The sequence below is a fragment of the Rhizobium sp. RSm-3 genome (assembly GCF_001854685.1).
In the GTDB taxonomy this organism is placed as follows: domain Bacteria; phylum Pseudomonadota; class Alphaproteobacteria; order Rhizobiales; family Rhizobiaceae; genus Rhizobium; species Rhizobium ecuadorense.
Map to the genome: position 1 here is coordinate 211,343 of NZ_MAWZ01000035.1, position 23,719 is coordinate 235,061.

The window sequence follows — 23,719 nt, forward strand, 5'->3', positions numbered from 1 at the left end:
GATGGCCCTATTCCAGGACCTGGATCACGCGGTGCGTCTTCGGTTCGACGATGACGCGCCGCTCATTGACGACGGTATAGCCATAGCCGTCTATATTCGGCACCGTATGTATTTCGACGGTATCGGGCAGCGTCGCGCCGACGGCGATATCGCCTTCATAGACGACGGACGGCGTGTTTTGCTCCATCACATAGGTGCGAACTTCGCCCGGCAGCACGACGGAGCCGGTCGGGGCGGGATCGGTGATGATGACGGTGCTCTGCGCGAAGGCGGCGGAGCTGATCGTCAGCATGGCGGCCGCAGCCATCATGATCTTGCGCATGGGATGTTCTCCTTTTTAACCTGAGACATCAAGGCAACGCCGGCCATGGGGCATAGTTCCCGCTCCCGCGTTCAAGGCTGCGCGCCATGAGCGCAATGGAAGTGTTGCTATATCAATTTATGCACCATACGGTTGATCTGTTCGAATCACTGTCGGTGCGCGTTCGTCAGGGGCCGCGGGTGTTTACCGTTCGTTAACCATGTTGGCGATTTATACCCTGTGAACGGCCGCGTGGTCGTTGATTCGAAGGTCCGTCGCGTTTCGGTTTGCGAATGGATATCTGGAAAGACGATTGCGGCGGCTCGAAACATGCGTTTGCGGAAGACGATATCGCTGGTGGCCGTAGTGGGCATGATGGCCGGCTGCACCTCGACAGGCGGTGTGCGCCAGCCCTCCGGGCCGGAGACCGTGGCGCCTGAAAAGGCGCTGGTCCTGCCGCCGCCGGGTGGCCCGTCGATCGTCAGCGTCGTCGAGCGCAAGCGTGGCAACGGCGTCGAGCAGACGGTCTCCTTGTTTACCTCATCCTCCGTCGCCGGCCAGAACTTCCTGAAGGTTCAGTTCTTCGGCGCGTCCGGGGCCAACCCCGGCACCGGCAATGCCGGCTTCAGCATGATCAACGAGAGCGGCATCGCCCGCGAAGTGGCGCGCTCGGCCCCCGGCGTGCCGATGGCGACGTCGGCGACCTTCCTGCAGAACAGCTATGGCCCCTTCGGTTATGCCGCCGGCCGCAGCCGTGCCGGCGACACCTGCATTTATGCCTGGCAGCAGATTCGCTCGAGCGTCAACGCCAACACCCAGGCGCGCAATTTCGGTATGATCCAGCTGCGCCTGCGTCTCTGCGACGCCAACGCCAGCGAGCGTCAGCTGCTCGGCATCGTCTATGGCTATACCATATCGGGCGCCTTCGACGGGGAGATCTGGAACCCTTACGGCAATCCGCCGCCCGCCGATGCCGCGCTCGGGCGCACCGGCGAGCCGATCTATCCTGACCAGGGCGGCTACCGCGCCAGCCCGATGCCGATCGGCTATGAACCTGCACCTGCCATTGTCACCCGGCCGCGGGTAGCTCCCGCCCGCAGCGCTTCGCAACCGGCACAGGGTGCCGCGCCGATGCCCGCGCCCATCGGCCCGCGCGTGCCGCTGCCCGGCGAAGCGCCGCAGGCGAGGGTTATGCCGGATGCGGCAGCCCCGCCCGAACAGCCGGTTGAACAATCCGCAAGGGCGATCGGCGTCACCGTGCCGTCGCCGGACTGCATAGGCGACGCGGTCATGACGGCCGCCTGCCGGAGATAGAGCATGATGCCGAAAAGTGTGAGCGGTTTTCGGACGACGTCATGCCTGTTCTAGTGAGCATGCCCGAAGTGCCGAACGGCGCCTCGGTTGAGCAATTTCGAAGGAACGTCGATGCGCAAAGCCCGCAGTGTCTTCATATGGGCCGTGGTTTCGCTCTGCATGATCGTGCTGATCACGCTGCCGGTCAATTTGCAGACCCAGCTCATCACCAGCATCACGGTCGTGACGGTGATGGCGCTGATCAAGGTCTTGAAGGGCGAGGGGACATGGCGCCTGGTGGCGCTCGCCTTCGGCACCTCGATCGTGCTGCGCTACGTTTACTGGCGCACCACCAACACGCTGCCGCCTGTCAACCAGCTTGAGAATTTCATTCCCGGCCTGCTGCTCTATCTCGCCGAAATGTACAGCGTCGCCATGCTGGCGCTCAGCCTGTTCATCGTCGCCACACCGCTGCCGTCGCGCCCCTCGCGTGCCGCCAATCCCGGGCGTTTGCCGCATGTCGATGTCTTCGTGCCGTCCTATAACGAAGACGCCGGGCTTCTCGGCAATACGCTGGCGGCCGCCAAGGCGATGGATTACCCGGCCGAGAAGCTGCATGTCTGGCTGCTCGACGACGGCGGCACCTTGCAGAAGCGCAATTCCGGCAAACTGCTCGAGGCCCAGGCCGCCGCTGCCCGCCATATCGAGCTGAAGCAGCTCTGCCAGGATCTCGACGTCCATTACCTCACGCGCGACCGCAACGAACACGCCAAGGCCGGCAATCTCAACAACGGCATGAAACACTCGACCGGCGAACTCATCGCCGTCTTCGACGCCGATCACGCGCCGGCCCGCGATTTCCTGCTCGAGACCGTCGGTTACTTCGAAGACGACCCGAAGCTCTTCCTCGTCCAGACCCCGCACTTCTTCATCAATCCCGATCCGCTGGAGCGCAATCTGCGCACCTTCGACAAGATGCCGAGCGAGAACGAAATGTTCTATGGCATCATCCAGCGCGGCCTCGATAAATGGAACGCCGCCTTCTTCTGCGGCTCGGCCGCGGTTCTGAGCCGCAGGGCGCTCGACTCCCAGAACGGCTTTTCCGGCATCAGCATCACCGAGGATTGCGAGACGGCCTTAGCGCTGCACGGCGCCGGCTGGAACAGCATCTATGTCGACAAGCCGCTGATCGCCGGTCTGCAGCCCGCCACCTTCGCAAGCTTCATCGGCCAGCGCAGCCGCTGGGCGCAGGGCATGATGCAGATCCTGCGCTTCCGCTTCCCGCTGCTGAAGCGCGGCCTGTCGATCCCGCAGCGTCTCTGCTACATGTCCTCCACGCTTTTCTGGCTCTTCCCGTTCCCGCGCACGATCTTCCTGTTTGCGCCGCTCTTCTACCTGTTCTTCGATCTGGAAATCTTCACCGCGTCGGGCGGCGAGTTCCTCGCCTATACGCTTGCCTACATGCTGGTGAACCTGATGATGCAGAACTACCTCTACGGGTCGTTCCGCTGGCCATGGATTTCCGAGCTCTACGAATATGTCCAGACCGTGCATCTGCTGCCGGCTGTCATCTCCGTCATGCTCAATCCGAGGAAGCCGACCTTCAAGGTCACCGCCAAGGACGAATCGATCGCCGTCAGCCGCCTGTCGGAGATCAGCCGGCCGTTCTTCGTCATCTTTGCGGTGCAGATCATCGCGCTCGTCATCACCATCTACAGGATCTATGCCGAGCCCTATAAGGCCGACGTCACACTCGTCGTCGGCGGCTGGAACCTCATCAACCTGATCATGGCCGGCTGCGCGCTCGGTGTGGTGTCGGAGCGCGGCGAGCGCGCCTTGTCCCGCCGCGTCCGCGTCAACCGGCGCTGCGAATTCGGCGCCAACGGCAAGTGGTATGCTGCTTCGATCGAGGACGTCTCCGTCCATGGCGCCAGGCTTCACATCTTCAACAAGCAGCTCGACGAGATGCTGGTCGGTGCTGTTGGCGAAATCCGCTTCCGGCCCTATAGCGGCGCGGAACTGGAAACCCTGCCGCTGATCGTTCGCAACATCGAGCCGTCAGGCGACATCAGCAATGTCGGCTGCCAGTACGTGCCGAAAAGCGCGCTCGACCATCGCCTGATCGCCGACCTGATGTTTGCCAACTCAGGCCAGTGGACCGAGTTCCAGGCCTCGCGCCGCCGCAATCCCGGCCTGATCCGCGGCACCATCTGGTTCCTCGGCACGGCGCTTTATCAGACCAGCCGCGGCCTCGTTTATTTCTTCCGCAGCATGCGGCCGGAGCGCGAAGCCCAGCAGCAGGCGGCAAAGGTCAACGCCGGATGAGAAGCATCATCGCCGCCTCGCTTTTCCTGCTGAACGCCTCCGCCTTCGCCCAGGCGCAGACGGCACCCTTCGATATGTCCGGCGAGCGGCCGCCCGGCGCCTCCGTTACCCCGAGACTGACACCGCCGACCCCGCCGGCAGCCGCGCCGGTTCCCGTCACGCCTCCGGTTTCCGTATTGCCGGCGCCTGCACCCCAGGCGACTCCTGCTCCTGCTCCTGCCCCGGCTTCGGCACCTGCGCCGGTTCCCCCGCCGATTACCGTTCCGCCGCAGGCGCTGCAGGCGGCCGCGAGAGATACGGCGCCGGCTCAGCGCCCCGAGAGCGTCCGCCGTTATGTCGTGCCCTTTTCGAAGCTCGGTCTCAACGGTGAATATGACCGGCGGTCATGGTCCGTTTATCTGACGCCGGAACAGGCGGCCGCCCAGGCAAGCTTCACCTTCGCCTACCAGAATGCGATCGTCGTCGCCCCCGAGGCCTCGGCGTTGACCGTCTATCTCAACAATCGCCCGATCGGCCAGCAGCGTATCGGCTCGCCGGACGGCGCGTCGGCTGTCACCTTCAAGGTTCCGCCAGGTCTGCTGCAGCCGGGCGCCAATGTCGTCAGCTTCGAAGCCGCTCAGCGCCACCGCACCGATTGCAGCATCCAGTCCACCTATGAATTATGGTCGAATATCGATACGGCCGGCACCTATCTGAGCTTTGCCGGCAGCGAGGTCGCTGAGCCGGCGAGTGCCGATGCGATCCGCGCCATCGGTGTCGACGGCGCCGGCAGGACCGAGTTCGACATCGTCGTCCCGGCGCTGGAACAGCCGGGAACCACCAGGCCGCTGCTGCGGCTGGCGCAGGGGCTTTCTGTGCTGAGCAGCATGCCGAACCAGAACTTTGCCTTCAGCACCGCTTCGCTGCCGGCTGGCGGCGCCGGCAAGCTCAGTGTGCTCGTCGGCACCGCGGCGGAACTTCGGCCGCTCTTTCCCGGCCTGCCGCCCGGCGCCGAAAGTGCGGCACTGGCCGCTTTCGTCACCGATCCGCGCAGCGGCTCACCGGTGCTTCTGATCAGCGGCCCCTCCTGGCAGGCGGTGTCCTCGGCCATCGATACCATCGTCTCACCGACGGACAGATCCGAAGATATCCGCCGCGACGTGCTGACCACCGAACGCTGGAGCGCGCCAAATGCGCCGCTGGTCTTTTCCGATACCAGCATCGCTTTGTCTCAGCTCGGCGTGAAGACCACCGAATTCTCCGGCCGGCGGCTGCGGACCAGCTTCAATATCGCCGTGCCGGCGGACTTTTATGCCAATGCCTATGGCGAGGCGAAGGTGCTGCTCGACGCCGCCTATACCGACAACGTGCTGCCCGGCAGCCACATCGATATCTACGTCAACGACAATATCGCCTCGACCGTGCCGATCACCACCACAGCAGGCGGCATTCTGCGTCATCTGCCGATCCGCGTGACGATGCGCCACTTCAAGCCCGGCCTGAATACGGTGGCGATCGAGGCGATCCTGATGACCAAGGACGATGCGGCTTGCGCGCCGGGCGCCACCGCCGGCGCCAGTCCCCGCTTTGCCCTGTTCGACACTTCCGAGCTGCACATGCCGGATTTCGCCCGCGTCGGTCAGCGGCCGAATCTGGCCGCCATGGCCGGCACCGCTTATCCCTATGGCCGGGCCACGGAGCCGACGCCGCTGTTCATCGACCGCGTCGATGCCGACACGCTTTCGGCCGCCGCCACCCTGCTTGGCCAGATGGCGATCATGGCCGGCCATCCGATCCCTGTGGAAACCGTCGCCTCGCCGAATACGATCGGTGATCGTGACGCCATCTTCATCGGTTCCATCTCGCAGATGCCGGCAACCGCTCTGTCGCAAACGAATATCGCCACGGCGAGCCAGGCCTCGTGGCGTCCGGTGACGGATGCGCAGACGGGCGTCGTCGACACCGATGCGGCCTTCGAGGAATGGAATTCCAAGGTCAGCGGCGGTGTCTTGCGCAGCCGGATGACCGCGTTCCGCGAGTGGCTGTGGCGCAATTTCGATATTTCCCGCAGTTCGCTGCAATTCGTGCCGGGCGCCGAGGAAATCTTTACGCCGCCCAACACCGCCTCGCTTCTGGTAGGGCAGGGTTCCAGCCCGGCGGGAGCCGGGGCCTGGACCGTGGTGGCGGCGCCATCGGCGAAGGACTTGCGGGAAGGGGTCGAGGTTCTGACGTCGCAGCTGAACTGGCCGCAGATATCAGGCCACATCACCACCTATTCCGGCAAGACCGGCAAGATCGAGGCGGTACCGGTCACCCGTTTCGATTTCGTGCCGTCGACGCCCTGGTCGATCGCCAACTACCGGCTGATCGCCGCCAATTGGTTGTCGACGAATATCCTCTCCTACGCCTCGCTGCTGGTCGTCTTCGTGCTGTTGATCGGCATCACCACGTCGAAGATGCTCAAAAGGCTGGGTCGGTCGAAATGAGGCGGTGGCGCGCGCTCCTGCTGGCGGCATCGGTCGCGCTTGCACCGGGCCTGCCGGCCACCGCCCAGCAGGCGATGATCAATGCCGGCGCGTGGTCGGCCTATAAGGCGAAGTTTCTCGATCCGACCGGCCGCATCGTCGACAACGGCAACGGCAACATCAGCCACAGTGAAGGGCAGGGCTATGGCCTGCTGCTCGCCTACCTCGCTGCGAGCCCCGCCGATTTTGAGCAGATCTGGTATTTTACCCGCACCGAGCTGCTGCTGCGCGACGACGGACTGGCCGTCTGGAAATGGGATCCGAACGTCAGGCCGCATGTGGCCGACACCAACAATGCCACGGACGGCGATATGCTGATCGCCTACGCGCTGGCGCTGGCCGGCACGGCATGGAAACGAGAAGACTACATCCTCGCCGCCTCCCGCATGGCGCAGGCACTGCTTGCCGAAACCGTCGGCCGCTCGCAGGGCCGCACTTTGCTGATGCCGGGAACCGAAGGTTTTACCGGCAGCGACCGAGACGATGGTCCGGTCGTCAACCCGTCCTACTGGATTTATGAAGCGATCCCGGTGATGTCGGCACTCGCTCCGTCGGATGCCTGGAAAAAACTGTCGGACGACGGCGTGGAGCTGTTGAAGACGATGCAATTCGGCCCGCGCAAGCTTCCCGCCGAATGGGTGAGCCTGCGGGATAAGCCGCGGCCGGCAGAAGGGTTCGACGCCGAATTCTCATATAACGCCATCCGCATCCCGCTCTATCTCGCCCGCGGCGGCATCACCGACAAGGCGCTGCTCATCCGCCTGCAAAAGGGCATGTCGCAAGACGGCGTTCCCGCCATCATCGATCTGACCACCGGCCGGCCGAAGACCGTGCTGTCGGATCCCGGTTATAGAATTGTTAACGATGTTGTGGCCTGTGTTGTCGATGGGACCAGGCTGCCAAGCTCGGCGCTGCAGTTTGCCCCCGCACTCTATTATCCGTCCACCCTTCAACTGCTGGGGCTGGCCTATATCGGGGAGAAGCATCCGGAGTGTCTGTGAAGTCTTCTCTCGTGGCGGTTTCAGCAGCAGTGGTAGTGGCGAGCCTCGTCACCGGGCTGAAGGACCGTGCCGCTCTGCAGGAAAAGTTCGGCCTTGGCTCTGCCGGCAAGCCGCCGCCGGAACTGATGATGATGGGCCGCATCAAGCCGACTGATGCGCCTGCCGGTAATTCCGACTTCAATGCGCAGCTCGTCGCCGACAAGATCGAGGCAATCACCTCCTCGCCGCCGCCAGCGTCGGATGTTTCAGATCCGAATGCCGTCGCAGAGCAGCCTGCAGCGCCGCCATCCGCCGCGCCTCAATCTGCGCCCCAACCTACACCTCAGCCGGCGGCTCCGCCGGCACCGGTCACGCCTCCCATCGTGTCCGAGCCGATAGCGCCGCAACAGGCCGCCGCGCCGCCGCAGCAGCCTGCCGTCGATGAAAGCGCACTTCGCTATTTCGCCAGCCGCGGCGACAAGGTGCGCCTGCAGGCCGAGATCTCCCGCCTTCAGGCGCTCTACCCGAACTGGGTTCCGCCGGCCGATCCGCTCGCCGTGCCGCAAAATGGCGACAAACAGCTCGAGGCCATGTGGCAGCTTTATTCCGAGGGCCGTTATGCCGAGCTGCGCAAGGCGGTCGCCGACCGTCAGGCAGCCGATGCCGGATGGCAGCCGCCGGCCGATCTGCTCGACCGGCTCGATGTCGCCGAGGCCCGCGCCCGCCTCATCAACGCTTCGGACCTCAAGCAATATGCGACCGTGGTTGATATCGCCGCCGCAACGCCGAGCCTGCTCACCTGCAGCGAGGTCGACGTTCTCTGGCGTGTCGCCGAAGCCTTCCTTCAGACGGCGAGGGTGCAGCGTGGCCAGGACGCCTACAGCTATATACTGAAGAACTGCCCCAATCCGGCCGAGCGGCAGGCGACGATCGAAAAGGCCTCGACACTGCTTGCCTATCAGCCGATGCAGGCGCTGCTGGCGCTGGAGAAGCCTGCTGCCGACGGCAGCAGGGAATTCGACGCGATCCGCGACAATCTCGCGCGGCGCTTCATGGCCGAAGGCAATGACGATCCGAAGCTCGCCATCGCGCCAGATTACGTCGCCCGCCTCGAAAAACTCGCCGGCAGCGAGGGGCTTGCCTCGGATGCGCTGCTGCTCGGCTGGTACCAGCTTCGCCGCAACAACGATGCCGAGGCGGAGAAGTGGTTCCGCGCCGCCCGAGCCAAGGAGGATACGGCGACGGCTTCGCAGGGGCTGGCGCTGGCGCTGATCGCCCGCAAGGCGCCCGAGGAGGCCGAGGACGTGATGTTCCGCTGGCGTGCCGACTCCGACGATGCGACCGCCACCTATCTCGCCGCAACCGCCAATCTGATGGCGCTGCAGCCGCCGGCCGATCTCGCCGAAGACGTGCTGCATCGCATCGCCGCCGAGATTATCGCCCGAAAATATGTGCCGACGGCGCAGCAGTTCGGCTGGTATGCCCGCTCGCTCAACCAGTTCCAGACCGCCGCACGCTGGTTCGAGACCGCGCTTGCCTGGAAGCCCGATGACGAGCCGTCGGCCTATGGCCTTGCCGTCACCCGCGAGCAGCTGAACGACCGCAAGGGCGTGCTCGACCTGCAGCGCGCCTGGGCCGGCCGGTCGACCCGGATCGCCAATCTCGAAGACACCGCCTCGCTGATGCCGAATGGGAGCGTCCAGCCGCCGGAAAAGGGCACGCTTGCCCCGCAGCAGCCGGTTCAGCCGACGCAGCCGGCGCAACGCCCTGCCACGGCGGCCGAGCCGCTTCCGGCTGAACGCCGCACCCCGCTGCAGCCGGCGCCCGATGTTGCCGTTCGCCCGGCAGGGCCGGCGATGCAGACGGTGACCGTTCAGCGCGGTTCACGCCAGACGCGCGGTTGCTCGACAACCATCGATGCGGGTCAGCTCAGCCCGGCAAACGCGCTGTCGCGCGGCTGGTGCCTGATGGATATCAACCGGCCGATGGAGGCGATCTCGGCCTTCGAGACGGCATTGCAGAGCCCCGTCCGCAAGGATCGTGAAGACGCAGCCTACGGCCAGAGCCTTGCCTATCTGCGCGCCGGCCTTTCCAGCAATGCGGCTGTGGCCGCCACCAAGGCACCGCAGAACCGGCAGCGCGCTGCCGAGCTCCAGGTGGCGATCCTCGCCGACCGTGCGCTTTCGGCCTTCGACGCCGGGCGTTATCGCGAGACCCTGATCTATCTCGATCAGCGCGCCCAACTGCAGCAGGAACGCATCGACCTGATGGTGCTGCGCGGCTATAGCTACCTCAATCTTAAAATGTATGGCGACGCGACCCGTATCTTCGAAGCTGCTGCCGCGACCGGCAGCCGCGACGCCGCCCGCGGTCTGGCCGACGTTCGCAACGTCACCCATCCCGATGTCAACGACTAGCGTTGACGTCGACGTCGCGACTGACGTTGACGCCGCGGCCGCTCTCCGCTACTCGCCTGTGCAGGGGTCGCCCCGGCCTCGCCCCCGCAAGGAAACGCCCCGTGCCCGCTCTCCACGATATCCTCGACAGATCCTATGACGCCTTCCTTTTCGATATGGACGGGACGCTGCTGAATTCCATCGCCGTCGTCGAACGCGTCTGGAGCGAATGGGCAAGGCGCCATGGCTTCGAACCGGAAGTCTTCTTGAAGACGATCCACGGCATCCGCGCTTCCGACGTCATCCGCGGGCTTGGCCTTCCCGGCGTCGACCCGGCCCATGAGGCGGACCTGCTGCTCGCCGAGGAGATGGAGGATGTCTCCGGCATCGTTGAAATCCCCGGCGCCATCCGCTTCCTCTCCGCCATTTCAGATGGCAAATGGGCGATCGTCACCTCGGCGCCGATCGAGCTCGCCAGACGCCGCATGGCAGCCGCCGGCATCCCGATGCCGAAGGTCATCGTCAGCGGCGGCGAGGTCAAATCGGGCAAGCCCAGCCCCGAGGGTTATCTGCTCGGCGCCAGCCGCCTCGGTGTCGATCCCGCGAAATGCCTGGTCTTCGAAGACGCCGTCGCCGGCATCCTCGCCGGTGAAGCGGCCGGTGCCGATGTCGCCGTCATTACCGAAACCCACGCCACCCCCTTCGAAACCCCGCATTTCTCCATCGCCAACTACCAGTCATGGCAGCCCCGCCACACCGCCGAAGGCCAGCTGAAGCTCGCGGCGATCTAATCAATCCGACAAACCGCCTCCTTTTTGTCGGAGGCGAGTTTTTTCCGCTTGCATTGCACGCGCCGAAAAACTAAACGAAGCAAGCCGTTTCGGCAGGTCGGGGCGTAGCGCAGCCCGGTAGCGCACTTGACTGGGGGTCAAGGGGTCGCTGGTTCGAGTCCAGTCGCCCCGACCATTTATCCCCTTGAAATCCAGTCAGAACATCACGTTTCATGTGGCGGCCGCTCTGGCGGCCATTGCGGAGAACGGTGGGTCTTCAGTGCGGTTTCTGCGCGATTGCGATCATCGATTTGGCCAGGAGCGGAATCCTCCCGACATATTCGAAGTCGACGTCTTCGAAACCTGTTTCGTGCAGCAGCGTGCTCAGCGTTTCCGGAGACCAGAATTTGATATGGCCATGGTCCTTGAGAGGCATGAAATGGTCGTCCATCTTTCCGCTTACGGCCAAGGCCAGATTTTTCCAGTAACCGTGAAAAGGCGTCGACATGACCGCGATGCCGCCGGGCCTTACCAGATCATACATGGTGGCCGAGAACGCCTTGGGATCATAAACGTGCTCCACGACCTCGAGGCTGATCACCGCATCGAAGGTCCCGTAGCGGCTGGAAAGATCTTCGTAACCGGAGCCGATTTCCAGCGGCAGATCGGGGTGGGCCGTTCGCGCTTTTGCGATGCCGTCCTCGGACGGATCGACGCCGATGACATCATAGCCTTTTCCCGCAAGCACGGCTGCGGCACCGCCGGCACCGCAACCGAGGTCGAAGACAGACGTTTCGTTTGCCTGGTGAAAACTGTTCTCAAGAACATCGACAACGGCCGGCAAAATATAAGAATGCGCGGTCGCTGGTTTGGCATGCACATAGGTCGTCGCGTCTAGTTCGATAGACATTTTAGCTTAGCTCCTGGAGAAGTGGGCCCGCCAACCCAATAATACGCAGCACAATCGTACGGCGGACTTTGACGGCAGTGTGGTGTCGTTGTGGTATTAAAGTGATTAGCCGAAGGCGCTCGTGGCAGCTGAGGATATTGTTGACGATATGCGCATTCAGCCGGGCGCGCCGTTGCCTCATGAACCATGTCCGCCGGGCGCTCGCCTTGGTAGATGTCGAAGCCGATTGACAGGGTGCAGGGAAGATGATGAAACCGTGCCGCAATTCGGATTTCGTCTGGTCGGGCGGGGGAAAGCAGTCGCTGCTTCGACTCCGATACTGCGGCCATTTGCAGTAAAGAGCGTAATGAAATACCCCTTGAGGGTGTGGTCTCAAATAAATCTATTAGTTCTTTTTGGCGCTGCTCCAATTATAGGAGGCGGTATTTGTTGTTTTTTGTTAAGGTTATACCAAGATTGAATGTGGAATATCCAATTTCGAATTTAAATAACGTGAAACCTCTTCGTATTCATGCCAATATGTATAGCTTAAAACGTCCCTGTCACAATTAGCCTAGTGCGAGCGCATGGCGGATATGAAGCAGAATCTCACTTGCAGACAAGCCCTCGCCGGCGCATTCCAGGCTTTGTCCGACGAGGCCGTTAAGGCTGGCTGGCCGGAGGGCGATGTCGCCCTCGCGCTTGCTGAGCTCGCCGAGGAGCAGGTGATCGAGGTAACCGCCAAGGTGATCATGGAAGGCTCCATTCACCCGCAGCTCGCCGCCGCCGGCCGCCACGGCAGCTGATCTCACAGCAATAATCCCGCCGTCTTCGCCGCCGTGATGAAAGAAGCCTGTGCGGCGCGCGGGCTGCGTAGCCCGTCGAGCGCATCCAGGCAATGCTGGCGCGCAACGCGATAGTCGCGCCCACGCTTGTTCGGCCATCGTTTCAAATATTCGACGGCTTCCCAAACGGTGGAAACGATCAGGCTGCGGTTTTGAGAAACGACCCGGACCGGGGAGGGAAAGCGTATTTCAGTCAACGTCTGCACTCGCTCATTCCTGCTGCAAACGCGCCTAAAACGCGCGGGGCGAAATTTTGTTCCCGAATTTTGTTCTGTGGAAATTTGCATAGTTGCTAAAGTTCGGGCCCTCGCGCATAATCATCTTTGCCGGTTGCGGAGGGCGGCCGGCAATGCAAGCGTGGATGCGTTTGCCCTCGGAGGGAATGCGGCGTGATGTTACGATCATCAATTCATCCGCATGATTTGCCGTTGTTTTCGGAAGATCTCGATCTGTTGTCCCAGGTGCTCGACAAGGTCTGCGACGAACGCGGCCTCGCCAGGACGACACCCGAGGCCGAGCGGATCGGTGCGGTCATCATTCAGCTCTACAGGCAGGGCGTGAAGGACGGCGGCAAACTCGCCGATCTCGCCAAGACCTATCTCTGACGCTCAGTTCTGCTCGATCGAGACACCGTTCTTGCCGATGCTCATCTCGATCCCCTGCGGCTTGTTTTCCTCGCGGTAGATATAGGCGCCGAGGCCGATGACGGCGACGACGAGTACGCCGATGATGACGTAGAGACCATTGCTGCGGTTCAAATGACTGCCCCCAAATACCTGATAGGACAGCGGAAACGGCCAAGCACCAGATTGGTTCCGTCAGTCGTCGTTGGCGGCGTTGAGATTCTCCGGCCGGATGCCGTCGTCGCTCATGGTGCGCGCGCGTAGCCGGATACCGGGGCCGCCTTCATCCTGATTGCCGCTCGACAGGAAGATGATCCCGTGCGCCTCGAGTGTGCTGCGCACATCGAACAGCGCGTGCGGCTCGCCTGCGAATTCGCCGTTTTCCAGCGCCGTCACGGTCTCCACGGGCAAGCCGCTTGCGGCGGCAAGCTCTTCGATACTCATCCCGATCATGGCGCGCGCGCCGCGTATCTGCGTTGCTGTTATCATGGCGGAAAATCTAGCGCATTTACCGCACTTCTCAAGTGGCGCGAGCCGATCAAGCGTCCTTCAATTTCACGCCGAACAGATCGTCGTGCATGCGCTCGACCGCGATCCCCATACCTCCCATGAGAGCGGCCCGGTTACCAAAGCGGCTGATCTCGATGCGCGGCGGGTAGGGCGTGCAGCGCGGCAGGAACCTCCGGATGGCGTCTACGAGTTCCGGTCTGGCGCCGATGCTGCCGCCGGTGATCACCAGTTCGGGATCGAGAGTCGCTCCGATGGCGGCAATGGCGACCGCCACCAGCCTCGCCGTCTCTTCGATGGCGGCGACGGCGCTGGTATCTCCCGCATTGAACGCGGCGAAGAGATCGGCCACGGTGGATGCGTTGCGCCCGCCGAAACCGGTGTAGCGGCGTAACATGGCGACGCTGCCGACCGCGCTCTCAAAGGTTCCAAGCGTAAACCCGCCGGGATCGAAGGCATCTCCGCCGATCGGAAGGTAGGCGATTTCTCCGGCCGCGCCACGCGCGCCGCGCAACAGAGCGCCATTGGCGATGATGCCCATGCCGACGCCGGTTCCGAGAGCGACGAAAGCAAAATTGCCGGTCTCGACACCGTGTCCCCGCCATTTCTCGCCTTGCGCCGCCAGATTGACGTCATTTTCGACGATCACCGGTATGCTCATTCTGTCGCTGAAGACCTGCCGCAGATTTATCGCATCGATGCCGGGAATATTCGGCGCCACATTGATATGGCCGGTGGCCGGATCGAGCACGCCGGGACTGCCGAGAACGACGAGACGGAGCTTGTCGGCGGTCGTTCCGGCCGCAAGCGCGAGTTCCACGATAAGATCGCTGAACTGGTTGACGAGACGCATTCCGCCGCGCGGGTCGGTCGCCACTTTGGTTTCGGCAACGACGTTGCCCAAGAGATCGCAGATCGCCGCGGCGATCTTGGTGCCGCCGAGATCGATGGAGACGGCCAGACCTGCCCTGGCATTGAGTTCATAGGTAATCGCATTGCGGCCCGGGCGGCCATCGGTCTGGCCGACAGGTTTCAGCCATCCGTCATCCTCGAGGTCGCGCACCACATCGGAAATCGTCTGTTTCGACAGGCCGGTCAGCTTGGCAATATCGGCGCGGGAGATCGACCCGCTCGCCAACACGGTGCGGATCACCGCATTGGTCGAGATTTTTCGTGCGATGGGAGGCTGCGTGGCAGAAGGTGTCGGTGCCATCCGGCTAGCTCGTTCCAATTAGTTCGGAGCATATACCTAATAACGGGTCGCTATTGACCCGCAACCATCGCGAAAAGGAGGTATGCGCTTCAACTTCGTCATTCTACTGCATTTCAGTACACCCAAGGCGGCAATTTGTCTATGTCCTTGACAAACAGGAGGTCGGCTGTAGGCTGATCTCAACGCACAATGAAATGCGCGATGAAATAAAGAGGGTTGAAGACAAGTATGCGCCACCCGCATCGTCTGGATAGCCGCGCGCCAGCCAAGGTCGCCCGAAGAGGAGCAGGCTCAGGCTCGTGCCTCTATTTTTCTCTCTCGCCTTCTGCAGCGGCTTCAACTTGGCTGCGGGGGGATTATCCATGATGAAGCCCTCGACCGATGGACAGCTTGCCACCGAAGAAGGCGTTTTACTGCCTGTCATGGCGCCACGCCTTCAGGCGGATGTTCATCCGGGCGGATATGCCGATCTCGCTCTGTGGGGCGCCGGCAGTCTGGGGCGTGTCAGATTTTCTGCCATCGGTGGCCCTTATACCTATGCTCCGAACCGAATGGTCTCCGGACATGGCGGCATATTCGTCGCGCAGTCGCTGCCGGTGATGTTGATCAGCGGCGTGCGCCTTCAGGGCGTATATCCGGCGCGTCGTTGCGCCTGGTGGCATGAGCCGGATGGGCAAGGCGCGAGGGCAAAAGTCACCCGGACCCATCATCGGCAGACTGCCGAAATGGGCTGGGGTGTGCTCATCGTGGAGGTTCTCGGTTCCGATTTGCGGATTGCCGTCGGCGCCTCGAGAGACGAAGCCGAGAAGGCTCTCAGCCTCACCAGCGACGCGATCATTGCCGAAGCCGCCGAATATGCCGCGCGTTGCGATCTGGCGCCCGACGCCGACCCGCTGATGCGCAGCATGGTCAGCCAGGGCATCCATGCCGCCCTTTCCAGCATCCGGCGCGACGAAAACGGTGCCTTCGCCGGTCTCGCCGCGGGGCAGGCCTATAGCGCTCCAGCGCGGACCTATTATCGCGATGGCTATTGGACGATGCAGCCGCTTCTGACGCTTGCACCGGAGGCGGTGCGCGACGAGATCCGGCTGCTCGCCAAGGGGGTGCAGCCGGATGGAGAAGCCCCGAGCGGGGTGATCTTGACCGGGCCTGCGCAGTCAGAGGCGTGGCAGCGCTTTGTCGAAGACAGCAAGGCCAATCCCAAAACCCATAAAAAGGCCGTTCCGGAATACCACAACCGTCCGCAAGACTGGTGGAGCGATCACTTCGACAGCCCGCTCTTCTTCATTCTTTTTATTGACGACTATTACAGCGCAACAAAGGACCTGGCCGAGGTACAGGCACATTGGCCAACGGTCAGGGCAATTGCGGATCGTTATTTCGGCCTGGCCGGTCCTGACAGCGTTCTGCCGCTGAAACCGCGCAATGACCGCGACTGGGCCGACAATGTCTATCGCGAGGGCCTCGTCTCCTATGATCTCGGTCTTTTCGTCGGCGCCATGGACGCCGTGGCAAGGCTTGGCGAAGGGCACGATCCGGCTCTTGCCGAACGCGCAGGCAAGGTCGCGAATCTGGCCCGCCAGGAAATCGAGGCCAAACTCTTCGTTCCGGCAACGGGAGGATATGTCGACTATGGAACGCCTGGCGCTTTTGTCGAGGATCATCTGGCTCTCGACAGCCTGACCTTGTCGCGATTCGCAGCAATTTCAGCACAGAAGGCCGTTGGCTTGCTGAGAGCTTTTGAAAGCAAGCTGGAAACGCGCAACAATCAGCAGCAGCCCTATGGCAGCTGGGGGGTGATGTGCGCCTATCCGCCCTTCAAACGGCCAGGCGATCTGCGATCCAAGACGGCTTTTCCCTACCGCTACCATAATGGTTCGGACTGGCCCTATTGGGATGGCGCCTATGCCGAAGAACGCCTTCGCCACGGGCTTGGAGGCGCACGTTACGCGCTGACGCGCTGGTGGCAAACCTGCCTCGACAATGGCTGGATCGGGGCGGTGGAATATTTCTCGCCGCCTTACGGGCGCGGTTCCCTGCTTCAGGGCTGGAGCGCCATGCCGGCGGCGGTCGTTTTGAAATATGGACTTGACGCCGCAAATGCGGAGCCAATCTCATGAGCATGACGGTTCGGTCGGTTCTAGTCAGATCCCTTATCGATCCGCATGGCGAAGGCGACGGAGCCGTCCCGTTCGAGTTCGGAAAAGCCAAGGTGACGGTAGAAACCTCTGGCGCGTTCATTGTTTGGATCGACACCGAGATGCACCGCTGCGACCCCGTGATTGCGAAGCGCTTCAAGCTCGGTGCTGATCATCCGGCGCCCCCAGCCGCCTGCCTGAAGTCCGGGAAGAATGTTGATATGGAGATGCGCCGGGTAATCGTCTTGAAGCCACGTCGTTCCGCTGCGCGGATTTTGAATTCGTTCGATCACGTCGGCGTCGCGCGGACGCGTGGGCGTCAGCCCGGCGATCTCTCGGCGGACGAACGGCCACCAGTTTGCCTCAAGGGTTTTGTCGAACCCGCCGGTATTGGGCACCCCGACGACATAACCGACCGGCCGGTCGCCCTGAACGAGAACAAAGGCAAAGTCCCTGGCAAACTTGAGATAGGGTACCGACCAGATGTAACCGGGCAGATGCGGGTCGCTGTAAAGCGTGCTGGCATCCTCGCCGCCGTTGGCGGTTTTCAGGCAGATGCCGAAAAGAGCCTCGGTATCGGCTTCAATCGCCGGGCGGATGAAGCAGTTGCTGTCCATCGCTTTGCCACCTCCTGCGTGGCGCTTTGTCATTCTGGATCGCGAGAGGGGCTGATGCATTGACGATTACCTCAGATTCGCCAGCCAGGCAAAGCTCTGGGGAAGAAAACGTTCGGCCGGCGCCAGGCGCGAGGTGCGGACGGGGAGTGGAGAATAAACCAAATGAGGTGGAGCAGATGAACAGAACCGTGAAATCGATCAGCATGATGCCGGCATACCGATTGAAAGCAGCTGTCGCGCTCGCCGGCGCGGCGCTTATGAGTTTCGGCCTTTCCGCCGCCCGCGCCGACGATCTGGCGGTGTGGGACGACCAAACCTTTGAGGGCCAGAGCGCGGTCATCGAGCAACTGAATAAGGAGTTCGAAGCCGCACATCCCGGTGTCACGATCAAACGCACCGCCCGCACCTTCGATGACATGAAGCTGACGCTGAAACTTGCGGTTTCGGCAGGCGACGGGCCCGTCATCACCAAAGTCAACCAGGGCGCCGGCGACATGGGCGCGATGGTCAAGGAAGGATTGCTTCTGCCGGTTGACGAGTACATCAAGAAATATGGCTGGGATAAGCGGCAGTCGGACTCCGTGCTGGCCAGAGACCGCTGGGAGGGGACGAAATTCGGGGTCGGCAAGACCTACGGCATATCGGGTCTCGGCGAAATCGTCGGCCTTTATTACAATAAGAAGATCCTCGACGAGGCGGGCGTGGCGCTGCCGAAGACTTTCGAGGAGCTTCTGGCCGCTCTCGACAAGCTCAAGGAAAAAGGCGTTGCGCCCTTCATGATGGGCTCAGCCAAGCAGCATCTGGCCTTGCACATGATCGGCGCTATCGATCAGGCGCATATCGACGCGGCCAATCGCGCCGAGCTTGACGACCTGATCTACGGCAAGGGCGGCTCCTGGAACACCAAGGGGAACATCGAATCGGCCAAACTCGTGCAGCAATGGGCACAGGGCGGCTATTTTTATCCCGGCTTCGAGGGCATCTCGGGTGACGACGCCGTCCAGCTGTTCATATCAGGGCAGGGCGCATTCCTGATCTCCGGAACCTGGTATTTCGGCGACATGCAAAACAATCCGGATATCGGCTTCATGGCAATTCCCGCTCCGAAGGGCGTTTCCAAGCCCATGAGCGTCGGCGGCGTGGATCTTGCCTGGGCGATAACCAGCCTTGCCAAAGACAAGGCGAAGCAGGACCTGGCCGGCGAGTACATCGACTATATGGTGTCTGAAAAGGCCGCGGAAAGCTGGGCCGCGGCAGGCTATCTTCCTGCAACATCGCTGCCGGCGGATGCAAAGCCGAAGCTCACGCCGCTCCTGACCTCCGGCATCGAGATGTGGAAGACGCTCAATGACAACGATGCGCTCGGCCACTACCCCGATTGGTCGAGCCCGACGATGCTGAAGACAATCGATGACAACACGCCGCTTCTCTTGTCGAGCAAGATCACGCCCGAAGCTTTTGTCGATGCCATGGACAAGGACTATCAGGCCTATTTGAAGGATAAGAAATAAGGGAGTGCGGACGCCGGTCGCGCCCGGGTGGTCCGGCCGGCGTCCTGTTCTTCACGCTGAAATGAGCGTTGCGAGCTTGCGGCTTGCTGCGCGATGACCAGAGCTTTGGCTTCAGGGAGTACTGGATGAAACGCTCCGCACTGGATGGAACGCAACAGACCAATTTCATCTATTTATTGCCTGGATTGCTGCTCTATGGGGCGTTTGTCTTTGGGCCGATTGTCGCAGCTCTGGGTTTGAGCCTGACCAGCTGGGACGGCCTGACCATGCCCAGATGGGTTGGGCTGGGCAATTACGCCGATCTCTTTTCCGACAGCCGTTTTTACATTGCCTTGCGCAACAATGCCGAGCTCATGATCTTCTACTGCGTCCTGCCGCTCGTGCTCGGCATAACGCTCGCCGCCTGTGTGTGGAATCTGAAGCAGCGCGAACAGCTCGCCCTCAGAACCTTCCTGTTCCTGCCTTACATCATGCCGACTGCCGTGTTGGGCATCATCTGGGCATGGCTCTACAATCCGGCATTCGGCCCGTTCAATCAGTTTCTGAGAGCGGTGGGATTGGGCAGATTCGCATTGCCCTGGCTCGGAGATTTCAATTTCGTGCTTCCCGCGGTCGGGATCGTTGCCACCTGGTATTTCTTCGGTTTTTGCATGGTGATCTTCCTCACCGGAATCCAGCGTATCGACCCGTCTCTTTTCGATGCCGCCAAGGTCGACGGCGCGTCGCCGCGAAAGACCTTTTTCTGGATAACGCTGCCGCTTCTCATGCCTGAGATCAGGGTGGTTTTGCTTCTGACGGTTATTGCCTCGATCAAAAGCTTCGACCTGATTTTCACGATGACCCGCGGCGGGCCGGCGAATGCGACGCTGGTGCCGAATATCTACATGTATCAGCTCGGCTTCGAGCTCAACCGCTTCGGCGCCGCGGCCGCCATCGCCATCGTCGGCGCCTTGCTGACATTCGCAATCAATTTTGCAATTCACCGGCTGGTGGGCTCCAGAAGCAAAGGATTGGCTTGATGAGCCGTTCGTCCAACATCCCCGCCGCGCTGTTCCTTCGCATCGTCCTCTGGCTCCTGGCCTTCGTCACGATTACGCCGTTCCTGCTGCTGCTGCTGACCTCGATAAAGAGCAAGGCTGACGTGCTGAAAGGCGCATTCGCCCTCCCGGCCTATCCGCATTTCGAAAATTACCTCGATGCCTGGAATGCCGGGCATTTCAATATTTACTTCTGGAATTCGATTGTCGTCGTCATACCCGTCGTTGCCGCAAGCGTCTTTCTGGGCCTGCTGACCGGTTTTGCCTTCGCCTACCTGTCGTTTCCGCTGCGGCGCACGCTGTTCGCGATCCTGACGCTCGGCATGATGGTGCCGGCAGAGGCTTTCATCATCCCGCTTTATTATGAAATGCGCTATCTTGGGCTGATCAATACCTATGCCGCTCTCATCATCCCGCAGATCGCAATGTCGATACCCTTCTCGACGATCTTCCTCGCCAGTGCCATGCAGCAATTGCCGGAGGAGGTTCTCGAAGCGGCGGTCCTCGATGGCGCCGGACGCTTCTACATCCTGCGCAAGATCGTTATCCCGCTGATGGTGCCGGCAATGTCGACGCTGGCGCTGTTCTTGTTCATCTGGACCTGGAACGAGTTTCTCATTCCGTTCATCCTTGTGAATGACGACGCCTATCGGACGCTGCCCCTCGGCATGCTGTTTTTCCAGGGGCGTTACACCGTCAATACGCCGGTTTTGACCGCCGGCGCGGTGATCGTCATTTTCCCGCTCATTCTGACCTATCTGGTTTTCCAGCGGCGGTTCATCGCCGGCTTGACGGCGGGCGCGACGAAATAGGCGAGCCACGTGCTCGCAGCTATCGCCTCCGGCCGCGCTTGTGGCGCACTTCCAGCGCCGCAGGCGCTATTGCCTCCGGCCGCGCTTATGACGCACTTCCAGCGCCGCAGGCGCTATTGTCTCTGGTTGCGCTTATAACGCACTTCAAGTGCGGCGCAGCCCCAGACTGTGCCGAGCAGCAGATAGACATGGCGCCAGTGGTCGATATCGATGACGTTGCCGATGGTGGCGTGGCCGAGAACCGAGATCCAGGCGATCATCAAAAAGGGCTGCCACGGCCGGTCGAGCAGCAGGTATCGGAAGCCGAGCGCCAGCGTCCAGACAAGCATGCCGACATAGCTGACGAAGCCGAGCCAGCCATAGGTGGTTAGCGATTTCAGCCAGATATTGTGCTCGTCCTCGGGAAACATCGTGCCGAACACCAGCGGCCCGATGCCGAGCGGTCGCTCCATCATCATGGAGAAGCCGATCCGGTGACGCTCGAAGCGGCCGAGATGCTCGCCGTCATATTGCTGCACCAGCTGGGCGCGCGCCGAAAACAGTTCGGCGACCTTCGGGATCTGCAGCGCCACCAGCAGTGAGCCGACCAGCATGATGATCGCCGCCAGCGACAGTACCAGCACCCTGAGACGAAAGGCGCCGCTGCGCTCCTTGAGCAGCATGATGAAGATCAGGAGCGCCACGCCGAGCGCGAAGAGCCCCCAGGCGGCGCGGGAAAAAGACAGGAAGATGCCGAGCGCAAGCACCAGCAGGGCGGCAGCCTTCAGCGGCGATTTCTTCAGGTCGCCGACCAGGATGCCGTGGACGAGATAGAGCGACGGCGGCACCAGGAAGGGGCCGAAGACGTTCGGATCCTGGAAGGCGCCCTTGGCGCGGTCATAGAGGGTGAAGATCTCCGCGCCCGGAAAGGCGTGGAAATAACCGAGTATGCCGAGTGCTGAGGTGGCGACCGCGGCGAAGGTCCAGGCGTTGAAGATCAGCGGCAGCCGCTTGTGGCTGTCCTCGATGATCGCCGCGTAGAAGACCGCCGTCAGCGCCAGGAAGGTCGAGACCGCGATATACATCGGCCCGGTCGCCAGATCCTTCATCTGCGTCAGCGACAGCATGCCGCCGATATTGAAGGTGAGCAGCAGCGCAAGCAGCGGCGCCACGCCGCGCGAAATCCTGAGGCCCAGGATGAACCAGAGGCCGATCAGCCCGGCCATCCAGAGTTCGTAGGGCGCCGGCTCGTCAATCACGAAACCGGAGAGGAAAACACCGAAGGCCACGAAGGCCGAGCCGATCAGGCGCAGCGTCATCCGCTGCGGCTGGGCGACACGGGGATATGTCGCCTCGATCGCGCTCAATAGGCGTTTTCCGTGTTGAGCAACCGGATCGGCGTCAGGAACAGGATCTTGAGATCGAACCAGAGCGACCAGTTCTCGATGTAATAGAGGTCGTAGGCGGTGCGGAACTTGATCTTCTCGTCATTGTCCACTTCGCCGCGCCAGCCGTTGATCTGCGCCCAGCCGGTGACGCCGGGCTTGACGCGATGGCGAGCGAAATAACCCTCGACGACATCGCCGAAGGCGCGGTCGCGGGCCTGGGCGAGAACGGCATGCGGGCGGGGGCCGACCAGCGAGAGCTCGCCCCGTAGCACGTTGAAAAGCTGCGGCAGTTCGTCGATCGAGGTCTTGCGGATGAAGCGGCCGACGCGGGTGACGCGCGGATCACCCTTGGTCACCGCGGCCTTGCCACTGGGGTCGGCCATGTTGGTGTACATCGAGCGGAACTTGAAGACGTTGATGATTTCGTTGTTGAAGCCGTGGCGCTTCTGCATGAAGAAAACAGGGCCTTCGGAGGTCGCCTTGATGGCGATGGCGGTCGCGACCATCAGCGGCCAGAGCAGCGCCAGGGCGACGAGCGTGAAGAAGATGTCGAAGCCGCGCTTGGCGACGGAATCCCAGTCGCGGATCGGCTTCTTGAAAATGTCGAGCATCGGCACCGAGCCGACATGCGAATAGGCGCGCGGCCGGAAGCGCAGCCGGTTGGCATGCGCGGCAAGGCGGATATCGACCGGCAGAACCCAGAGCTTCTTCAAAAGATCGTAGATGCGCGCCTCGGCCGACAGCGGCAGAGCGATGATCAGCATGTCGATCCGTGTCAGCCGCACGAATTCGACCAGTTCGGCCACGGTGCCGAGCTTCGGGTAACCGGCGACCATGATCGGCGAGCGCTTTTCGCCGCGATCGTCGAAAATGCCGCAGATGCGGATGTCGTTGTCATCCTGCTGTTCGAGGATGCGGATCAGTTCCTTGGCCGGCTCGCCGCCGCCGACGATGACGGCGCGGCGCTCCATGATGCCGTTGCGCGCCCAGTTGCGGATGCCGTAGGCGACCAGGAAACGCTCGGCCGCAAGGAAGAGCGCGCCAGCCGCGAACCAGGGCAGATAGGCGTCGGCGATCATCGCCCATGTGCTGCCGCGAACCAGCGTAAACAGGCCGACGGTCAGGAGAAGCGCGATCGTCCACGACGCCAGGATGCGCGGGATCAGCCGCAGCTTGGCCCGAAGTGCCGGAATGGTGTAGCTGTCGGCAAGCTGCAGGCCGATGACGGTCAAGGCCGAGGCGATCGTCGCCATGCCCACCCGCACCAGCGCTGAATCATTGCCGTCGCCGGGCCAGAAATAATGCACGATCAGGGCGATCGCAAAGAGCGCCAGGAATTCCAGCAGCCGCAATTGCCCGATGATGATCACGGGCGAATTGGTTCCGTCGCGGAACTGTTCGGCGATCTGCCGGGCATAGGGGTTGATTTCGGTCGGGTCGGACGGTTTTTCCTGACCCGCGTCGCCGCGCGCCTCGATGTCGGAGACCTGCTTGCGCAGAGCGTCCACGTCGAATTGATCGCCTCTTTCCAGCTTGTTCATGGGGCTTTTCGCTCGTTGTCAGCAAGCGAATACCAGAAAGCCCCTAAGAA

At 62.1% G+C, this 23,719-nt stretch carries 21 protein-coding genes and 1 tRNA gene; 13 read left to right on the forward strand and 9 right to left on the reverse strand.

Annotation, left to right across the window (positions count from 1 at the left end; genetic code table 11):
- Positions 1-7: 7 nt before the first annotated feature.
- Positions 8-322, reverse strand: coding sequence for a DUF1236 domain-containing protein (locus tag BBJ66_RS23930; protein ID WP_071090366.1), 315 nt, complete (start codon positions 320-322; stop codon positions 8-10).
- 309 nt (positions 323-631) lie between these two features.
- On the opposite strand from BBJ66_RS23930, the gene bcsN reads away from it, so the two are divergent.
- The 7 genes from bcsN (at position 632) to BBJ66_RS23965 (ending at position 10,765) form a co-directional block, all read left to right on the forward strand.
- Positions 632-1,615, forward strand: a complete 984-nt coding sequence (bcsN, locus tag BBJ66_RS23935; protein WP_071090369.1) for a cellulose biosynthesis protein BcsN — start codon at positions 632-634, stop codon at positions 1,613-1,615.
- A gap of 111 nt (positions 1,616-1,726) precedes the next feature.
- Positions 1,727-3,919, forward strand: coding sequence for a UDP-forming cellulose synthase catalytic subunit (gene bcsA / locus BBJ66_RS23940; protein WP_049734144.1), 2,193 nt, complete (start codon positions 1,727-1,729; stop codon positions 3,917-3,919).
- A complete protein-coding gene (locus BBJ66_RS23945; protein ID WP_071090372.1) occupies positions 3,916-6,384 on the forward strand; it encodes a cellulose biosynthesis cyclic di-GMP-binding regulatory protein BcsB in 2,469 nt (822 codons plus the stop codon). Before bcsA ends, BBJ66_RS23945 begins: the two co-directional genes overlap by 4 nt.
- Complete coding sequence (locus tag BBJ66_RS23950) at positions 6,381-7,424, forward strand: glycosyl hydrolase family 8 (protein WP_071090376.1); 1,044 nt, start codon at positions 6,381-6,383, stop codon at positions 7,422-7,424. Before BBJ66_RS23945 ends, BBJ66_RS23950 begins: the two co-directional genes overlap by 4 nt.
- Positions 7,421-9,820 carry a cellulose synthase gene (locus BBJ66_RS23955; protein ID WP_071090379.1) on the forward strand — a complete coding sequence of 800 codons (2,400 nt, stop codon included), beginning with the start codon at positions 7,421-7,423 and terminating at the stop codon, positions 9,818-9,820. The genes BBJ66_RS23950 and BBJ66_RS23955 overlap by 4 nt, the downstream gene beginning before the upstream one ends.
- A 101-nt stretch (positions 9,821-9,921) precedes the next feature.
- Positions 9,922-10,590, forward strand: coding sequence for an HAD family hydrolase (locus BBJ66_RS23960; protein WP_049734009.1), 669 nt, complete (start codon positions 9,922-9,924; stop codon positions 10,588-10,590).
- Positions 10,591-10,688: 98 nt separating this feature from the next.
- Positions 10,689-10,765: transfer RNA gene (locus tag BBJ66_RS23965), tRNA-Pro, on the forward strand.
- Between the two features lie 81 nt (positions 10,766-10,846).
- On the opposite strand, the gene BBJ66_RS23970 is transcribed toward BBJ66_RS23965, so the two are convergent.
- Positions 10,847-11,479 (reverse strand): class I SAM-dependent methyltransferase, encoded by a 633-nt coding sequence (locus tag BBJ66_RS23970; RefSeq protein ID WP_049734010.1) that lies wholly within the window; start codon positions 11,477-11,479, stop codon positions 10,847-10,849.
- Between the two features lie 566 nt (positions 11,480-12,045).
- Here BBJ66_RS23970 and BBJ66_RS23975 point away from each other — a divergent pair.
- Entirely contained in the window at positions 12,046-12,264 is a 219-nt protein-coding gene (locus tag BBJ66_RS23975) for a hypothetical protein (RefSeq protein ID WP_049734011.1), read from the forward strand.
- A gap of 2 nt (positions 12,265-12,266) precedes the next feature.
- Here BBJ66_RS23975 and BBJ66_RS23980 read toward each other — a convergent pair whose 3' ends face one another.
- Entirely contained in the window at positions 12,267-12,500 is a 234-nt protein-coding gene (locus BBJ66_RS23980; RefSeq protein ID WP_049734145.1) for a DUF982 domain-containing protein, read from the reverse strand.
- A 195-nt stretch (positions 12,501-12,695) separates the two neighbouring features.
- Here BBJ66_RS23980 and BBJ66_RS23985 point away from each other — a divergent pair, with 195 nt between their 5' ends.
- The gene (locus tag BBJ66_RS23985) at positions 12,696-12,908 is read left to right on the forward strand and encodes a hypothetical protein (RefSeq protein WP_029872887.1); all 213 of its coding nucleotides are present in this window, start codon (positions 12,696-12,698) and stop codon (positions 12,906-12,908) included.
- A 3-nt stretch (positions 12,909-12,911) separates the two neighbouring features.
- On the opposite strand, the gene BBJ66_RS35050 is transcribed toward BBJ66_RS23985, so the two are convergent.
- The 3 genes from BBJ66_RS35050 to BBJ66_RS23995 are packed head-to-tail and all read right to left on the reverse strand — an operon-like array spanning position 12,912 to position 14,646.
- A complete protein-coding gene (locus BBJ66_RS35050) occupies positions 12,912-13,061 on the reverse strand; it encodes a hypothetical protein (protein ID WP_167347793.1) in 150 nt (49 codons plus the stop codon).
- Between the two features lie 60 nt (positions 13,062-13,121).
- Positions 13,122-13,415, reverse strand: coding sequence for a helix-turn-helix domain-containing protein (locus BBJ66_RS23990; RefSeq protein ID WP_049734013.1), 294 nt, complete (start codon positions 13,413-13,415; stop codon positions 13,122-13,124).
- Positions 13,416-13,464: 49 nt separating this feature from the next.
- Positions 13,465-14,646, reverse strand: a complete 1,182-nt coding sequence (locus tag BBJ66_RS23995) for an ROK family transcriptional regulator (RefSeq protein WP_071090381.1) — start codon at positions 14,644-14,646, stop codon at positions 13,465-13,467.
- Between the two features lie 362 nt (positions 14,647-15,008).
- Here BBJ66_RS23995 and BBJ66_RS24000 point away from each other — a divergent pair, with 362 nt between their 5' ends.
- Entirely contained in the window at positions 15,009-16,766 is a 1,758-nt protein-coding gene (locus BBJ66_RS24000; RefSeq protein WP_071090384.1) for a glycogen debranching protein, read from the forward strand.
- 20 nt (positions 16,767-16,786) lie between these two features.
- Here the strand turns inward: BBJ66_RS24000 and BBJ66_RS24005 are convergent, their stop codons facing one another.
- Positions 16,787-17,401, reverse strand: coding sequence for a GNAT family N-acetyltransferase (locus tag BBJ66_RS24005; protein ID WP_071090387.1), 615 nt, complete (start codon positions 17,399-17,401; stop codon positions 16,787-16,789).
- A 176-nt stretch (positions 17,402-17,577) separates the two neighbouring features.
- Between BBJ66_RS24005 and BBJ66_RS24010 the strand changes: the two genes are divergently transcribed.
- The 3 genes from BBJ66_RS24010 (at position 17,578) to BBJ66_RS24020 (ending at position 20,761) form a co-directional block, all read left to right on the forward strand.
- Positions 17,578-18,912, forward strand: a complete 1,335-nt coding sequence (locus tag BBJ66_RS24010; RefSeq protein WP_071090390.1) for an extracellular solute-binding protein — start codon at positions 17,578-17,580, stop codon at positions 18,910-18,912.
- Between the two features lie 125 nt (positions 18,913-19,037).
- Complete coding sequence (locus tag BBJ66_RS24015) at positions 19,038-19,931, forward strand: carbohydrate ABC transporter permease (protein WP_064838032.1); 894 nt, start codon at positions 19,038-19,040, stop codon at positions 19,929-19,931.
- Positions 19,931-20,761 carry a carbohydrate ABC transporter permease gene (locus BBJ66_RS24020; protein ID WP_071090393.1) on the forward strand — a complete coding sequence of 277 codons (831 nt, stop codon included), beginning with the start codon at positions 19,931-19,933 and terminating at the stop codon, positions 20,759-20,761. Before BBJ66_RS24015 ends, BBJ66_RS24020 begins: the two co-directional genes overlap by 1 nt.
- Positions 20,762-20,874: 113 nt before the next feature.
- Here the strand turns inward: BBJ66_RS24020 and BBJ66_RS24025 are convergent, their stop codons facing one another.
- On the reverse strand, positions 20,875-22,107 hold the full coding sequence (locus tag BBJ66_RS24025) for an O-antigen ligase family protein (protein ID WP_071090396.1): 1,233 nt from the start codon (positions 22,105-22,107) through the stop codon (positions 20,875-20,877).
- The gene (locus tag BBJ66_RS24030) at positions 22,104-23,669 is read right to left on the reverse strand and encodes an undecaprenyl-phosphate glucose phosphotransferase (protein WP_071090399.1); all 1,566 of its coding nucleotides are present in this window, start codon (positions 23,667-23,669) and stop codon (positions 22,104-22,106) included. The genes BBJ66_RS24025 and BBJ66_RS24030 overlap by 4 nt, the downstream gene beginning before the upstream one ends.
- Positions 23,670-23,719: the final 50 nt, after the last annotated feature.

Coding starts and splice junctions, on each gene's coding strand:
- BBJ66_RS23930 (WP_071090366.1), bottom strand. CDS start 322: ATGCGCAAGATCATGATGGCTGCGGCCGCCATGCTGACGATCAGCTCC.
- bcsN (WP_071090369.1), top strand. CDS start 632: ATGCGTTTGCGGAAGACGATATCGCTGGTGGCCGTAGTGGGCATGATG.
- bcsA (WP_049734144.1), top strand. CDS start 1,727: ATGCGCAAAGCCCGCAGTGTCTTCATATGGGCCGTGGTTTCGCTCTGC.
- BBJ66_RS23945 (WP_071090372.1), top strand. CDS start 3,916: ATGAGAAGCATCATCGCCGCCTCGCTTTTCCTGCTGAACGCCTCCGCC.
- BBJ66_RS23950 (WP_071090376.1), top strand. CDS start 6,381: ATGAGGCGGTGGCGCGCGCTCCTGCTGGCGGCATCGGTCGCGCTTGCA.
- BBJ66_RS23970 (WP_049734010.1), bottom strand. CDS start 11,479: ATGTCTATCGAACTAGACGCGACGACCTATGTGCATGCCAAACCAGCG.
- BBJ66_RS23975 (WP_049734011.1), top strand. CDS start 12,046: ATGGCGGATATGAAGCAGAATCTCACTTGCAGACAAGCCCTCGCCGGC.
- BBJ66_RS23985 (WP_029872887.1), top strand. CDS start 12,696: ATGTTACGATCATCAATTCATCCGCATGATTTGCCGTTGTTTTCGGAA.
- BBJ66_RS23990 (WP_049734013.1), bottom strand. CDS start 13,415: ATGATAACAGCAACGCAGATACGCGGCGCGCGCGCCATGATCGGGATG.
- BBJ66_RS23995 (WP_071090381.1), bottom strand. CDS start 14,646: ATGGCACCGACACCTTCTGCCACGCAGCCTCCCATCGCACGAAAAATC.
- BBJ66_RS24000 (WP_071090384.1), top strand. CDS start 15,009: ATGATGAAGCCCTCGACCGATGGACAGCTTGCCACCGAAGAAGGCGTT.
- BBJ66_RS24005 (WP_071090387.1), bottom strand. CDS start 17,401: ATGGACAGCAACTGCTTCATCCGCCCGGCGATTGAAGCCGATACCGAG.
- BBJ66_RS24010 (WP_071090390.1), top strand. CDS start 17,578: ATGAACAGAACCGTGAAATCGATCAGCATGATGCCGGCATACCGATTG.
- BBJ66_RS24015 (WP_064838032.1), top strand. CDS start 19,038: ATGAAACGCTCCGCACTGGATGGAACGCAACAGACCAATTTCATCTAT.
- BBJ66_RS24020 (WP_071090393.1), top strand. CDS start 19,931: ATGAGCCGTTCGTCCAACATCCCCGCCGCGCTGTTCCTTCGCATCGTC.
- BBJ66_RS24030 (WP_071090399.1), bottom strand. CDS start 23,669: ATGAACAAGCTGGAAAGAGGCGATCAATTCGACGTGGACGCTCTGCGC.